This is a genomic window from Shewanella waksmanii ATCC BAA-643 (genome assembly GCF_000518805.1).
GTDB lineage: Bacteria > Pseudomonadota > Gammaproteobacteria > Enterobacterales > Shewanellaceae > Shewanella > Shewanella waksmanii.
Window position 1 is genome coordinate 1 of record NZ_JAEH01000034.1, and the last position, 14280, is coordinate 14280.

Consider the following 14280-nt stretch of genomic DNA (forward strand, 5'->3'; position numbering starts at 1 on the left):
CAATTGCTTTTTTAATCATCAGCTTCTCCACTATTGTGAATTTAAGTGTACTATACCTTATACCAATCAGTATAAACATTTAGTCACTCAGCGAGAGTTTAGCGGTACTGAGGTAAGGTCCTTAAATGCTCCTGCATTAATGACATTCACCACATCCATGTGGCTTGCAACGAGTGAAGAGCATAGTTGTTCTACGGTTAAGCTCGTTAACTCAGCATCAGAACCGCTAAAACTCGCCATTGTGGCGCGTTTTTGGCTACCTACTTCTGCGTTGAATAATTTCGCAAGGGAACAACCATTGTTTCAATTATTCGCCTTGAATTAGTTTGCCAAAAGCGCGCTGAGTTGATCAAATTCTTATACTGATTGGTATTACATCACCAAATAACGCCCAATCCTACAAGTAAAACTATGATTAAAGGGTCCCAAGGCGTTAAATAATAAGAGTGAACCGATATGATACAAGCTCTATGTAAAATGCTGCTGACCGCAATAGGTTGGCAGGTAGAAGGCGCCATGCCAAAACAAGACAAGTACCTAGCGATAGTAGGACCACACACCAGCAATTGGGACTTTATCATCGGCGTGATAGCCCGTGGTGCCATTGGCGAGAAGATTAATTTCTTAGGTAAGCACCAGCTATTTATTGCCCCTTGGGGTTGGTTTTTTCGCGCCATTGGTGGCACACCGGTAGACAGGCGCAAAAGTAATAATCTCGTCGATGCTGTAGCGAAACTGTTTTCCAGCAACGCCCAGTTCAAACTCGCGTTGGCCCCAGAAGGAACCCGTAGCCCAGTCACTCGCTGGAAAACCGGCTTTTACCACATCGCCAGCCAAGCACAGGTGCCCATTGTGACCGTAGGCTTAGATTTTGGCCGCAAAGCCGTGGTTATTGCTCCCGCGATGACTGTGAGCGGCGACATTGAACACGATATGGCCGCGATTCTCGGCTTTTTCCGCACGATCAAAGGCCGCCACCCTAAAAATATTCCGGATTATTCCGCCTCTGACCCTAAGTGATCGCGACTCGATCAGCATATAAAGTCGCTGATGCTTGGGGCTTTAACAGCTAACCATGCATCCTGGGCCGTATACAGTTTGCTAAATCCGCCATCACTGGTTATAGTCCGCGTCACCACTCATTTTGTATACAATCCATATGAGCATTGAGACTTGGCTACTTTATCTGATGGCAATTCTATTAATTGCCATCTCTCCTGGCACCATCGCGGTATTATCCATGAGCCATGGTATTCACTTTGGTAAAGTTCGCAGCCTAGCCACCGCCTTTGGCAGTGTTAGCTCTGCTTTGTTGTTAATGTTTGCTTCTGCCGCTGGCTTAGGGGCATTGCTAAGCGCATCGGAGTATGGCTTTACCATCCTTAAATACTGTGGCGCGGCATATCTGCTTTACCTCGGTATTCGCCTGCTATTAACCAAAGCTAGCGGTCACGGCTTAGACTTACAGCATATTAAGGGGAAAGGGTCTGCCAAACAGATGTTTAAAGAAGCATTTTTGGTTGGGATCAGTAACCCCAAAGATCTGCTTTTTTTTGGCGCTTTATTCCCACAATTTATTGATATGACCGCCCCGCAAGGACCACAACTCGCGATATTGGCCGTCACTTGGGCAGTAGTCGATTTTAGTTTTGTGATGCTATACGCCAGTATGGCAAATGTATTGGCGCCTAGCCTAAAGACCAGTAATAAACTGCATTGGTTTGATCGTGCCAGCGGCGGAGTATTTATTGGCCTGGCAGCCATTTTGATCAGCAAGCAAAATTAATAAACCAGCCCGATGGGTTCACCACACCGGGCTGTTGCTACAAAAATACGTTAACCTTGCTGCAAGCTACGTAAATCAGCGCCACTCGGCGCTTGGAAGGCTTTTAAATTAAACTCTGGCAATATCGCGAAAATATGGTCGAAGATATCTGCTTGAATGTCTTCATAAACCGCCCAGCGAGTGTCATTGGTGAAAATATAAATCTCTATTGGCACCCCTTCTTTGCTCGACTCTAGCTGCCTGACCAGCAACGTCATCTCTTGATGTATTTGTGGGTGCTGCTTGAGGTACGCCAACATGTACGCACGAAACGTCCCAATATTGGTGAGCTTACGCCGATTTACCGGCGACTCCGCATCAATGACAGCGGCATTGTGCTGGTCTAGCTCCGACTGCTTCTGCGACAGGTAGCTCTTGAGGTGATTAATCTTACCTAAGCGCTGCTGATCTTCTTCAGTTAAAAAGCCTACCGTATCAATATCAATTACCACTGAACGTTTAATTCGTCTGCCGCCAGACTCAGACATACCACGCCAGTTCTTAAACGCATCAGACACTAAAGCATAAGCTGGGATCATGGTGATGGTTTTATCCCAGTTTTGCACTTTCACTGTGGTAAGTGACACTTCCTCAACCGAGCCATCAGCACCGTACTTGTCCATCTGAATCCAGTCACCTGGACTAACCATGCGATTGGCAGCAAGTTGAATGCCGGCGACAAAGCCCAAAATGGTATCGCGAAACACCAACATCACTAAACCGGTTGCCACCCCTAAACCACTGAGGAAGATTAACGGAGATTGATTGGCCAGTACCGAGATAGAGATAATAATGGCAACGAAAAATAGGAACAGTTTAAACAGCTGCACAAAGCTCTTGATTGGCAAGCGGCGACTAACCAAATTGACATCGGCTATCTCGTTAACGGCATCAAAGGCACTGAAAATAGCCCTTACAAGCAAGATCACTATGGTCACGCTCAATAAGCGGCTAGTTAAACTGCTTAGCAGATGGTATTCGGCCAGCGCCATCGGCACTAACAAGCTGAGCACCAATGCAGGGACGACATAGGCTAACTTTTCCAGCACTCGATAGCGCATGAAAATATCATCCCAAGAAACCCGAGAGCGCTGAATGACCACATTCATCGCCCGTACGACACCACGGCGAACAAACATGTAGGCCAATAATGCCAAGACTAAGCTGGCCAATAACATGATAGAAGTTGAAGCGCCGTCACTTGGCACACTATTAATGCCCCATTGCGATAGCCAGTCGCTCAGCTGAAGTCGTATCTCTTGATCTAAGGGTTGCTTTTCCATGTTGATTTTCCGTTGCCCACTAGCGATAAAATCCATTGCGTAAAAAATGACACCTACCTCAACCAGTCTACACCCGACCAACCAAAATGCTACAATTAATACACAAGTCTTTATTTTAAAATGAATTTTAGCACTTAAATTTGACTGGTAGAATCAGATTTACCACAATCGTTCGACTCGTTCAAATTGGGGGAATAGAGTAATGATTCGTACACTAATTGGCCTGAGTGCCATCGCCTGTTCGCTGCCAGCTTTGGCAAACACCTATACTGATGATGAAGATGTGCTTAAACGTAAGCCCATCATGAGCGTCAGTGTCGACTATGTGCCCGCAGCAAACAACATGTACGGCGTTACATTCGCCCCTTATCATTATGACCCTGACTACAGCAACTGGGGTTATTATATTGGTTATGCCCGCAGCAAAGATGAAGATCTGGTCGTTGAAGAACCTGGCGAAGCATACAGCCGAGAAACCCTATGGCGTTTTGGCCTGAGCTATACCTTGGTCGACAATTTCAGTGTGTATGGCGGTGCCACTGCGTACATTTATGAATTGCACTCAACTAACAATATCACGCCTTTGTGTACCGACTGTAAACCAGTATGGGAAAAAGAGGATGATAAGACCTGGGGTGCCGAAGTGGGCTTTCGCTACATGATGGATATGGGTCTGATGATCGGCGCGGGGTATAATTCCGCCACAGAATCGGCAGTGATTAGCGTCGGTTTTGCCATGTAATACCGCCAATAAAAAAGGGCCTGACGGCCCTTTTTTGTTGCTTTAAGCAATCCACTTACAAGCTAGGTAACATGCCTGCTGGTAAATACACATTGTAGCTTGCGGTGAGCAACAACTCAGTAGCCGCTTCAATGTCTGGCCCAAAGAAACGATCTTTATCATAGTAAGCTACGCGCTCACGTAACTCAGCTTTAGCATGTGCGATTGCGGTAGCTGGTTGCAACGGCGCACGAAAATCTAAGCCCTGTGCCGCGGCTAATAACTCAACGGCCAACACGCCACGGGTGTTTTCTGACATATCTCGTAAACGGCGCGCTGCAAATGTTGCCATCGACACATGGTCTTCTTGGTTAGCCGATGTAGGTAAACTATCTACTGACGCAGGGTGGGCATAGGTTTTGTTCTCTGATGCTAGCGCTGCTGCAGTCACCTGAGCAATCATAAAGCCTGAGTTAACCCCACCATTTTCAACCAAAAATGGCGGCAATTTAGATAAATTAGAGTCGATCAATAGCGCGATACGACGCTCGGCAATAGAACCTAACTCAGCAATCGCGATTGCCAGATTATCTGCGGCCATCGCAACAGGCTCAGCGTGGAAGTTGCCGCCCGAAATAATATCGCCGGTATCTTGGAATACTAACGGGTTATCGGTTACACCATTGGCTTCGGTTTCAAGTACTTCTGCAGCATGGCGGATTTGAGTTAAACACGCCCCTAAAACCTGTGGCTGACAACGCAATGAGTATGGGTCTTGCACCTTCTCACAATTAACATGATCTAAGCTAATCTCTGATTCTTCAGCCAATAAATGACGGAATATCGCAGCCGAATCTATTTGGCCTTTTTGACCACGGGCAGCATGAATACGTGGATCAAATGGGCTGCGACTGCCCATGGCAGCTTCAACACTCATGGCGCCAATAACAGAACTCGCGGCGAATAGATCTTCTGCGTTAAATAGGCCTTCAAGTGCCAGCGCCGTTGATGCTTGGGTGCCGTTAAGCAGAGCCAAACCTTCTTTGGCGGCCAGTTCAATAGGCTTAAGTCCGGCAATGGCTAAACCTTCAGCCGCGGTAATAATCTCACCTTTATGGCTCATCTCACCTTCACCAAGCAGTGGTAAGCACATATGCGACAGCGGCGCTAAATCGCCTGATGCCCCAACAGATCCTTTCTCTGGCACACAAGGATAAACTTCGGCATTAACCAAGGCGATGAGGAAGTTAATGACTTCGAGGCGAATGCCAGAGAATCCACGGCTTAATGAATTGATTTTTAATACCATCATTAGACGCACGGTGGCATCTTGCATATACATGCCTGTACCAGCCGCGTGGGAAAGTACAATGGAGCGCTGCAATAATTGCAGGTCATCTGCGGCGATCTTAGTGTTTGCCAGCAAACCAAAACCGGTATTGATACCGTACACTGTGCGGCCTTCATCAAGCACTTGCTGCACTAAACCCGCACTGGTATTGATATCACCAATGGCACTTTGAGCCAACTCAAGGCTAACTTTACCACGGCTAATATCACGGATTTGTTTCAGGGTTAAGCTACCTGGGGTTAATACTAAATGGCTCATGATTACTTCTCCTCATTTAGCATTGGCAGATCTAGCCCCTGCTCTTTGGCACAATTTTTGGCAATATCATAGCCTGCATCAGCATGACGCATAACGCCTGTCGCAGGGTCATTCCACAATACGCGACCTAAGCGCGCTGCGGCGTCATCGGTACCATCGGCAACAATCACAACACCAGAGTGCTGACTAAAGCCCATACCAACACCACCACCGTGATGCAGTGATACCCATGTCGCACCGCTTGCGGTGTTAAGTAGCGCATTCATCAGTGGCCAATCTGATACGGCATCTGAGCCATCTAACATCGACTCTGTTTCGCGGTTAGGGCTGGCTACTGAGCCTGAATCTAAATGGTCGCGGCCGATAACAACTGGGGCTGAAAGCTCGCCATTCTTAACCATTTCGTTAAAGGCTAACGCCAAACGCGCACGATCTTTTAGTCCTACCCAGCAAATACGAGAAGGCAAACCTTGGAATGCGATACGCTCACGCGCCATATCCAACCAGTTGTGCAGGTGCGGGTTATCAGGAATAAGCTCTTTAACTTTGGCATCGGTCTTATAAATATCTTCTGGGTCACCAGAAAGCGCCGCCCAGCGGAACGGACCAATACCTTCACAGAATAACGGACGTACATAAGCTGGCACAAAACCAGGGAAGTCGAATGCGTTTTCAACCCCCTCTTCAAATGCCATCTGACGAATGTTGTTACCATAGTCGGTGGTGGCTGCGCCAGCCGCTTGCAGCGCTAACATCGCCTTCACCTGCACGGCCATCGACTGCTTAGCCGCTTTAACAACGGCAGCTTCATCAGTTTTACGCATCTCGATAGCTTGCGCTAACGTCCAGCCTTGTGGCAGGTAACCGTCGAGTGGATCGTGCGCGGATGTTTGGTCAGTCACCACATCGGGGGTGATGCCGCGTTCAACGAGCTCGGCAAACACGTCTGCGGCGTTGGCAAGTAGACCAACCGAGACCGGCTTACCGCTGTTGTTAGCTTCATCAATCATCGCCAAAGCTTCATCAAGGCTGGTTGCCTTTTTGTCTACATAGCGGGTGCGAAGACGGAAATCGATACGGGTTTCATCCACTTCACAAGTGAGCACTGAATATCCTGCCATTGTCCCGGCAAGTGGCTGCGCGCCGCCCATACCACCAAGGCCACCGGTAAGAATCCACTTACCACTGGTATCACCATTAAAGTGCTGCTTGGCCATGGCAACAAAGGTCTCGTAGGTACCTTGAACAATGCCTTGCGAGCCGATGTAGATCCAAGAACCTGCTGTCATCTGGCCATACATGGCCAAGCCTTTCTTATCTAACTCATTAAAGTGTTCCCAGTTAGCCCAATGTGGCACTAGGTTTGAGTTAGCAATGATAACTCGTGGGGCATTGTTGTGAGTCTTAAACACGCCCACCGGCTTGCCCGACTGCACTAGCAAGGTTTCGTCATCTTCAAGACGTTGTAGCACTTCCACGATTTTGTCATAACACTGCCAATCACGGGCTGCACGGCCAATACCGCCATACACCACTAGATCTTCAGGTCGCTCAGCCACATCTGGGTGTAAGTTGTTCATCAACATACGCATTGGTGCTTCTGTTAACCAACTTTTACAACTCAGCTTACTGCCAGTTGGCGCGATAATGCGACGACTAGGATCGTGTCTGTTATCCATTGGAACTACCTCGTTCAATTTGTTTTTATTTGATTATTGTTTATTGCTGTCTTGCTTGTGTTTACGTGCTGTTTCGGGCCAATTAACTGAAGGTCAAATGGCCACCTAATCTAAAGCGACTGCCAGGGTGTATTAAGCGTGCAAAGCTGACGACACCTTGGCGAGACCAAGTACGGCGACTAATTTGCAAACAGGGTTCACCGGCCGGGATACCCAGCAAATCGAGCTGTTGCTTCACCGCAAGTTTGGCTTCAATGGTGTGCTTCGCTTCGGTTAGCGGCGCCACCATAGATAAATATTCATGGGGAGTTTGTTGGGTAAAATCCTGGGCTAGATAATCGGGTACTAAGGCTGGGTTAACGAAACGCCCTTCTAACTGCAACGGCACCCCTTGCTCGCAATGTACCAATAACGAATGATAAACCTCTGCACCTTCTTCAAGGCCTAAGGCAATGGCAATGGCTCCAGTGGCCTGTGTTGATATCAGCTGCACTTGTTCAACGCTATAGCCGTGGCCTCGATCTTTAATTTCATCGGCAATGTTGCGAATCGCCATCATTGATGACTGGCTTTTTAACCCCGCCACAAAGGTGCCTAACCCTTGCGAGCGCTCCAGCACCCCAGATTCAGTTAATTCGGTGAGTCCGCGCCGAGCAGTCATCCGGCTACAATTGAACTGTTCAGCTAACTGATTTTCCGATGGCACCCGCGTGTTCTCTGCCCAAGCGCCAGACTCGACCTGAGTTAAGATATATTGCTTAATTGCTGCAAATTTTGGCGTCGCCATCGGTGTTCCCTTTTTAAGCTACTGTCCCAACCCCGCATAACAACCGGTGAACAGCAGTGATTTACCCTGATCAAAAACTTGGCTACAATCCTAGCTTGTATATACAAGTAAATACAAGCTAGCGATGTATTTATTTTCGATGCTAGTATTCAATGTCGCCAAAAATAATGAATAAGAGAGTGCACCATGTCGTGGGATCAGGTCTGGATTGATATCAATATCGCTACAATGTCACCATCAATATCAACGCCTTATGGCGCTATTACCGATGGGGCCATTGCTGTAAAAGACGGTAAAATAGCCTGGATTGGTGCGCGGACTGAATTGCCAGAGTTTGACGTACTCGCGACCCCAATCTACAAAGGCAAAGGTGGCTGGGTTACACCAGGTCTCATTGATGCTCATACTCACTTAGTATTTGCAGGCAACCGAGCTAACGAATTTGAATTACGTTTACAAGGTGCCAGCTATGAAGAGATTGCTCGCAGCGGTGGCGGTATCATTTCAACAGTTAAAGCCTGTCGCGAAGCCAGTGAAGCAGAGCTGTTTGAGCTCGGACGCCAACGCCTCAACGCTTTAGCCAAAGAAGGCGTCACTACGGTAGAGATCAAATCTGGCTACGGGCTCGATATTGAAACTGAATTAAAAATATTGCGCGTTGCCCGCGAATTAGGAAAACATCACCATGTCGACGTGAAAACCACCTTTTTGGGGGCCCATGCGATTCCCCCTGAGTTCAGTGGTGATAGCGATGCCTATGTTGACCTAGTGATCAATGAGATGTTGCCCAAAGTTGTCGCGGAAAATCTCGCCGATGCGGTGGATGTGTTTTGCGAAAATATCGCCTTTAATCTGGCGCAAACAGAACGTGTACTTCAGGCGGCGAAAAAGGCAGGACTGACGATAAAACTCCATGCTGAGCAGCTCTCGAACATGGGCGGTTCAGCCATGGCGGCAAAACTCGGCGCTAAATCCGTGGATCACATTGAATACCTCGATGAAGCCGATGTAAAAGCACTGAGTGAAAGCGGAACCTGTGCCACCTTACTACCTGGGGCGTTCTACTTTTTACGCGAAACCCAACACCCACCAATCGACCTACTGCGCCAATACCAAGTGCCAATGGTGGTGGCCAGCGACTACAACCCAGGTTCATCGCCATTGTGTTCTAGTCTATTGATGCTCAATATGGCCTGTACCTTGCTGCGCTTAACGCCAGAGGAAGCCCTAGCCGGTATGACACGTAATGCCGCCAAAGCACTGGATATTGAGCAACAGGTAGGCATATTAGCAGTCGGTATGCACGCTGATTTTTGCCTGTGGAATATTAGTACCCCTGCACAGCTAGCCTACACCTACGGCGTAAATGCCTGTGTCGACGTCGTTAAGAACGGTCAATTAGTGCATCAGTAATACCGACAAAAACTATATCAGGCTAGAAGTCACCTAGCTTGATATGGTTTTCATACAGAAATCTAATTAAAGAACTATTTAATAAGTAATCAAAAATAATGACATTACTCATACCTTCTTCCTATTAAAGTTATCTTTACGAATATTTAAAACCCAATTTAATTCATAATCCTCATACCATTGACGGACCAACCTTTATTTTATACTTTCAAATAGCTAATTATTTATATTTAGCATTAACATATAGATAATCACATTAAGGACATTCATAAGAATGTAGATAAGGAATATCATGAATAAGAAATTAACTTTAGCTTTAGTTGGTATTGGTATGAGTATTGGTATGGCAACAACAGCCAACGCATTGCCTGGTGATCGTTTTTGTCAAATAGCGAAAAACAACGCTAACTATTATTGTAATGCTACTGACAACATGGAGCTTTGTCGTTATTGGGCTAAAGAGGCTCAACGCTGTGGTCCACTAGAGATCTAGTTAATGTAAAAGCCAGCGAGTTATACTCTCTGGCTTTTTATACTGGATTAAATACATTTTTTCATGGTTAAATTAATATAATTAGGCGTTTATTAAGGTAATCGTTCCCCATTAGTATGACATCGGCTTTGCGGTATCAAAGCCTAAGCCACTAATTTGTGGGATGCGCCATACTTGCCGCTCAGTATCGAGACTGCCACCAAGCTGCTCAAACACAACGCGATCAACAATTCCAACGCCTTTGGCTGCCATGTCAGCAAAATTATCTATACCATTATTATCAAATCCGCCGCGGGTACGATGAATATTAAACTGGTCGGCAAACTGACGATCAAAAGCCGCTTCTATGCCTTGCTTACCAATGACGAAGCCCAACAAACCGCCCCAAGTCGCAGCCGGGTTATCAGAATCCCAACCCGCTAAACTGGCAATTTTGATGGTTTCCACAATATCCGCTTCGCCATAGAATAAACTCACCAGACTCGCAGCAAAGTTAATCCCAGAAGCAAAGCAGCCATTACAATAACGTTGCTGCGCAGTAATATCGTAACCATCTTCCTGGTTTAGTTGATATTTAACATATAACTCATCACGCACGGTTTCCCAGCGCGCACCAGTTAGGTAACGGCTTTTGACAAAGTCATACATTTTCGCTGCATAAGATGAATTGGGTAATCGCTGCCGCGCCTGATCGGCAATGGCAAAAAGCTGTGGCTTTATCGACTTTGCAGGATCAATACCTGCCGCCAGCGCGTGCATAATGACATAAAACTCCGCTGCCCAAGCGGCATTTTCTCGCGCTGTAGTTCGGATCGGTAAATAGGCCATGTTCAACGCAACATCTGGGCGAGTGGGCGCAAACAGACCAAAAATTTCAGTGGTGAGTTGCGCATCAATCATCTCAAATTCTGGATTGTTAGCCGGATCACTCGTCGCCGGGGGTAAAAGGTCATGCTCGGCCATCAAATCATACGCACGCTGATTAGACACCCATAAGTAATTCTGCGCTTTACCAGCATCATCAACACCAAAGGGTGACTGCGATTCTGAGTAAATGTGGGTTAACCAACCGTCGCGGATCTGCTCTGCCGTTAATATCGAGGTTTGGTGCTTATCAAGCAAGTGCTGATAAATATATTCTATGTCGGTGTCATCATCTGAACCCCACACCTCGCCAGGGTCTTTAAACACAAAATCAATGGTAGCCGATAAATCACTCGGGACCCCTTGGCCCCAAATACTAGGCTGATCGGCTTTGCCCCAATCTTCTCGGGTATAAAACACACCATGGGGCCCGGCACCGCCAATCTTATCCATCTCGGTAACCAGCCCAGTCCAATTGGCAATACTCTGCCCTAACCAAAAGCCATAAAGCTTATCTTTGTAGTCACGGCGTGAAATCTCTACGGCGACTAGTGAAGAGACAACTTGGCTGTCGGTCACTTTGCTACTAGAGCTGCACGCCAATAATAACGACGCCAACAGTACCACTGCGCATACGGTTAAATTGATTGCAGATGGCAATGACCTAGCAATCATCTGTTAACGGTAGATAGAAAGGACCATCGGTGGTATTGGGTAACACAGCATATAGAAGTAGGCAGTTGCCGCTAAAAGGACGATCTTTGGGGATAATCAGAGTGATAAAGCCAAAAAAATCTATCACTCCCCAGTCTGCCGTAAACGGATCGGTTACCGCGCTAATCGACTCAAGTGACATATCCAATGCATTGGCTAAGTTGCTACTCTCTGCAGAAACATAACCCATAGTGGTATTGATTGTGGTGTCATTGCTGATAATAGAGCCATTATTGAGCTGGTGCTGATTTTTAATCACCGCCTTTGAATACACTAACGAGTTAGCCGAGCGCAGTGCCCCTTCAAGGGCTTCCATATTCGCCTTCACGGCGTCACTTTTTAAGTTAATAAACTTAGGCGCGGCGACCACAGCTAGAATGCCTAGCACAATGATAACCACCACCAACTCGATCAATGTAAAGCCGGTATGATTGCGCTGACTGATCATAAACTTGCTCCACTACTTAGCAATAACAGTAACTTGTGTAGATTACCTAATCTATCCTGATACTAGGCTAGACAAGTGTCAAGTCCGCTTATTTAAGTACTCAATCAAGCTAGATTCTGACGGTTTAGTAAACCGCTATAATCTCCACCAACTTGACGTTACCAGCAATATCGACTCTCACCTGTTCATCAAGATATTTGCCCAATAGTGCCGCTCCTAGTGGTGAGGCAGGAGTAATGAGCATCACTTCATCAATGGCTAAGTCGGCTTCAATCTGCCGACAATCAAAAGCCACTTTGATACCGCCAGCACAAGGGGAAATAAACAATGCCTGCAACTGCTGCTGAGTATCTTCGATAAAGACTAACGCCCCCACAGCGATGGCATCGGCCTGTTGAAAATACCTGACAGGCAAGGCATTGATTGCGTCAATGTTCTGCGCCAACTGAGCCACGCGTTGGGTTTGCCCATGGGCCAAATAGGAAGCTTCAAGGCCAAAGGTTTCATACTTGCTGCGCGCGACACTCTCACTGTGGGTCGCTGTCGCATGAGCTTGATTAGCCGCAACTTTAGCTGTGCGGTGCAACTGGGTTAGCGCATGAATAATCTGCCGGATAAGCAGCGGCTTGACTTGTTTCACTCACTTAACCCAGTGTGGAGTTTTGAACGTTGGCCTAAATTAGCGACCCCATAAACAACTAACATAGCCAAAGAAGAACTGATGGCCGAAATTGATTGGGCCGCAGTAAACAAAGTAGAAAAATCAAATGAAGGCGGGATCACCCAGAGTGAGATATAGGCCAAAGGCAGCTGCATCAGTACCGCACTAAACCAGTTATTCGGGTAGCGTTTAAATAGCTTGCTATACAACAGCAGTACTAGCGCGGCCAATAACAGCGCAGCCGTTAAGTCGTGCAATATCAAAATGATATTTTCTAAACTATTAGCATGAAAATCACTGATATTGCTCAGGTAAGCCAGCATATATTCGGCCGTGACACCAAAAATAATCAGGCTCAACTGAGCCAACAGCAATCCGCACACCAAAGCGGGAATATAACGCAATAATTGACGCAACAGCAGCCACCCTTTAATCCTTGCTCAATTAGCGCATACTATTACGGATACCCCCGTTATCGCAAACCTAGCTGGGCGATGCCACAATATGGCTAGTCATCACCGCGCTGTAATTGACTAAATTGTTCAATGCTGTCGGTGTAGTGCTTTATCCAAAAAGGATGTTGGGTGTTATCGAGTGCTAGCTGCTGATGCTTAATTGCCATATCATACTGTTTTAACTCGCCATAGGCTGCGGCAATCGCATCATGGGCGGTCGCCGACTGTGGCGATTGCTTAACGGCAAATAGATAAGTCTGCAGCCCCTGTTGCGGATCTTGCTCTGTTTGCAACTGCGCCAGCTTGATTAACGAGCTAACAGGTGAGACCTCAAAGCCATATTTTTGGGTAGAGAGCTGTTGGTAATAATCAACAATTGCTTGCGCGCCTTGCATGGCGATCCCAGAGGTTGGCGCTAACGGAGTATGATAATCATCAAACAGTAACTCAATACCATAAGCTGTTGCTAACACGGGTTGGGTCATGTAATAAGTGCCGTCAAAGCGTTTAATGCGATAATCAAGCCTATCGGTTGCGTGGGTTTTGAGTATCGCTTCCATCTGAGCAAATGACGCTAGCTGACCTTGTTCATATCCACTATCACTGGTGCTCATCAACAGAAACCGAGATTTACCTTTCATTGCCGCCAGCTTTCTAGGTGCATCTTGCAGCACATAAGCAAAGTCTTGGCTCAGTACTGGGCTAGCAATAAAGTAGGCATTAAACAGTTCGGGGCGATTAATCAGCATATATAGGCCCAAGCCCGCATTGCCGGTAAAGCCGCTGAAAATGTTAAAACCGTTGCTGCGATACTTATTGTTAATGGCAGGCAACAATTGCTGCTGCATAAAATCGAGTAACTGTGTGTCACCCTCTACTTCAATGGCCGCCTTTTTCATATTGCCAAGGACTTCATTACCATCAGGTGCGGTAACAATAATAGTTTCTAGCCAAGGCCAACCACTATTGTGGCTCATCCAATCGTGCATACCCGCCAAATAGGCATGACTGCGGGGGTGAAAATCAAACAACACCACATACTGCTTGCTGGGCTGTTGCTGATAACTGCTTGGGAGTGTCACGTTAAAGCTGATGCTCGACTGACTCTGTTTCAGCTTAACTGTCAGGGTATCTTGCTGTGCCCCGTCAGCTATCGCCATTGCATCGGTCGTCACCAGCAGTAGAAGAAGCGCATAACACATTGATAGTAAGTTGTTTTTAAGCAAAATAAATATCCATTTAGTTTTGTTACTCCATAACCTAGCAGTATTTATTGGTGCTTAATAGATCAGTTTTCGTCTTCACTGCTGCACTTGCCGGTCAAATTC

General features: G+C 46.8%; 15 protein-coding genes. 5 read left to right on the plus strand and 10 right to left on the minus strand.

Features of this window, described 5'->3' with window-relative positions:
- Positions 1–87: 87 nt before the first annotated feature.
- The gene (locus L865_RS25545; protein ID WP_157577571.1) at positions 88–240 is read right to left on the minus strand and encodes a hypothetical protein; all 153 of its coding nucleotides are present in this window, start codon (positions 238–240) and stop codon (positions 88–90) included.
- Positions 241–456: 216 nt separating this feature from the next.
- Between L865_RS25545 and L865_RS0113465 the strand changes: the two genes are divergently transcribed.
- Both L865_RS0113465 and L865_RS0113470 read left to right on the plus strand, forming a co-directional pair.
- The gene (locus L865_RS0113465; protein ID WP_028773723.1) at positions 457–1020 is read left to right on the plus strand and encodes a lysophospholipid acyltransferase family protein; all 564 of its coding nucleotides are present in this window, start codon (positions 457–459) and stop codon (positions 1018–1020) included.
- 139 nt (positions 1021–1159) lie between these two features.
- Entirely contained in the window at positions 1160–1786 is a 627-nt protein-coding gene (locus L865_RS0113470; RefSeq protein ID WP_028773724.1) for a LysE family translocator, read from the plus strand.
- 50 nt (positions 1787–1836) lie between these two features.
- On the opposite strand, the gene L865_RS0113475 is transcribed toward L865_RS0113470, so the two are convergent.
- Positions 1837–3108 carry a mechanosensitive ion channel family protein gene (locus tag L865_RS0113475; RefSeq protein WP_028773725.1) on the minus strand — a complete coding sequence of 424 codons (1272 nt, stop codon included), beginning with the start codon at positions 3106–3108 and terminating at the stop codon, positions 1837–1839.
- A 202-nt stretch (positions 3109–3310) separates the two neighbouring features.
- On the opposite strand from L865_RS0113475, the gene L865_RS0113480 reads away from it, so the two are divergent.
- A complete protein-coding gene (locus L865_RS0113480; protein WP_028773726.1) occupies positions 3311–3850 on the plus strand; it encodes a hypothetical protein in 540 nt (179 codons plus the stop codon).
- A gap of 55 nt (positions 3851–3905) precedes the next feature.
- On the opposite strand, the gene hutH is transcribed toward L865_RS0113480, so the two are convergent.
- The 3 genes from hutH to hutC form a co-directional block, all read right to left on the minus strand.
- The gene (gene hutH / locus L865_RS0113485) at positions 3906–5438 is read right to left on the minus strand and encodes a histidine ammonia-lyase (RefSeq protein ID WP_028773727.1); all 1533 of its coding nucleotides are present in this window, start codon (positions 5436–5438) and stop codon (positions 3906–3908) included.
- Positions 5439–5440: 2 nt separating this feature from the next.
- Positions 5441–7117, minus strand: a complete 1677-nt coding sequence (gene hutU, locus L865_RS0113490; protein ID WP_028773728.1) for a urocanate hydratase — start codon at positions 7115–7117, stop codon at positions 5441–5443.
- An 82-nt stretch (positions 7118–7199) separates the two neighbouring features.
- Positions 7200–7904, minus strand: coding sequence for a histidine utilization transcriptional repressor HutC (gene hutC / locus L865_RS0113495; RefSeq protein WP_028773729.1), 705 nt, complete (start codon positions 7902–7904; stop codon positions 7200–7202).
- 186 nt (positions 7905–8090) lie between these two features.
- Here hutC and hutI point away from each other — a divergent pair, with 186 nt between their 5' ends.
- Both hutI and L865_RS0113510 read left to right on the plus strand, forming a co-directional pair.
- Positions 8091–9317, plus strand: a complete 1227-nt coding sequence (gene hutI / locus L865_RS0113500; RefSeq protein ID WP_028773730.1) for an imidazolonepropionase — start codon at positions 8091–8093, stop codon at positions 9315–9317.
- A gap of 292 nt (positions 9318–9609) precedes the next feature.
- Positions 9610–9810 carry a hypothetical protein gene (locus tag L865_RS0113510; protein WP_028773731.1) on the plus strand — a complete coding sequence of 67 codons (201 nt, stop codon included), beginning with the start codon at positions 9610–9612 and terminating at the stop codon, positions 9808–9810.
- Positions 9811–9921: 111 nt separating this feature from the next.
- Here the strand turns inward: L865_RS0113510 and L865_RS0113515 are convergent, their stop codons facing one another.
- The 5 genes from L865_RS0113515 to L865_RS23790 all read right to left on the minus strand — a co-directional run bounded on the left by L865_RS0113515 (position 9922) and on the right by L865_RS23790 (position 14178).
- On the minus strand, positions 9922–11349 hold the full coding sequence (locus L865_RS0113515; protein WP_051484605.1) for an ADP-ribosylglycohydrolase family protein: 1428 nt from the start codon (positions 11347–11349) through the stop codon (positions 9922–9924).
- Positions 11339–11836: a pilus assembly FimT family protein gene (locus tag L865_RS26025; protein ID WP_037471157.1), complete on the minus strand. Its 498-nt coding sequence runs from the start codon at positions 11834–11836 to the stop codon at positions 11339–11341. Before L865_RS26025 ends, L865_RS0113515 begins: the two co-directional genes overlap by 11 nt.
- A gap of 124 nt (positions 11837–11960) precedes the next feature.
- Positions 11961–12476, minus strand: coding sequence for a GreA/GreB family elongation factor (locus tag L865_RS0113525; RefSeq protein ID WP_028773734.1), 516 nt, complete (start codon positions 12474–12476; stop codon positions 11961–11963).
- Positions 12473–12913, minus strand: coding sequence for a hypothetical protein (locus L865_RS24585; RefSeq protein WP_051484606.1), 441 nt, complete (start codon positions 12911–12913; stop codon positions 12473–12475). Before L865_RS24585 ends, L865_RS0113525 begins: the two co-directional genes overlap by 4 nt.
- A gap of 92 nt (positions 12914–13005) precedes the next feature.
- Positions 13006–14178 carry an alpha/beta hydrolase-fold protein gene (locus L865_RS23790; protein WP_037471158.1) on the minus strand — a complete coding sequence of 391 codons (1173 nt, stop codon included), beginning with the start codon at positions 14176–14178 and terminating at the stop codon, positions 13006–13008.
- Positions 14179–14280: the final 102 nt, after the last annotated feature.

Coding starts and splice junctions, on each gene's coding strand:
- L865_RS25545 (WP_157577571.1), bottom strand. CDS start 240: ATGGCGAGTTTTAGCGGTTCTGATGCTGAGTTAACGAGCTTAACCGTA.
- L865_RS0113465 (WP_028773723.1), top strand. CDS start 457: ATGATACAAGCTCTATGTAAAATGCTGCTGACCGCAATAGGTTGGCAG.
- L865_RS0113470 (WP_028773724.1), top strand. CDS start 1,160: ATGAGCATTGAGACTTGGCTACTTTATCTGATGGCAATTCTATTAATT.
- L865_RS0113475 (WP_028773725.1), bottom strand. CDS start 3,108: ATGGAAAAGCAACCCTTAGATCAAGAGATACGACTTCAGCTGAGCGAC.
- L865_RS0113480 (WP_028773726.1), top strand. CDS start 3,311: ATGATTCGTACACTAATTGGCCTGAGTGCCATCGCCTGTTCGCTGCCA.
- hutH (WP_028773727.1), bottom strand. CDS start 5,438: ATGAGCCATTTAGTATTAACCCCAGGTAGCTTAACCCTGAAACAAATC.
- hutU (WP_028773728.1), bottom strand. CDS start 7,117: ATGGATAACAGACACGATCCTAGTCGTCGCATTATCGCGCCAACTGGC.
- hutC (WP_028773729.1), bottom strand. CDS start 7,904: ATGGCGACGCCAAAATTTGCAGCAATTAAGCAATATATCTTAACTCAG.
- hutI (WP_028773730.1), top strand. CDS start 8,091: ATGTCGTGGGATCAGGTCTGGATTGATATCAATATCGCTACAATGTCA.
- L865_RS0113510 (WP_028773731.1), top strand. CDS start 9,610: ATGAATAAGAAATTAACTTTAGCTTTAGTTGGTATTGGTATGAGTATT.
- L865_RS0113515 (WP_051484605.1), bottom strand. CDS start 11,349: ATGATTGCTAGGTCATTGCCATCTGCAATCAATTTAACCGTATGCGCA.
- L865_RS26025 (WP_037471157.1), bottom strand. CDS start 11,836: ATGATCAGTCAGCGCAATCATACCGGCTTTACATTGATCGAGTTGGTG.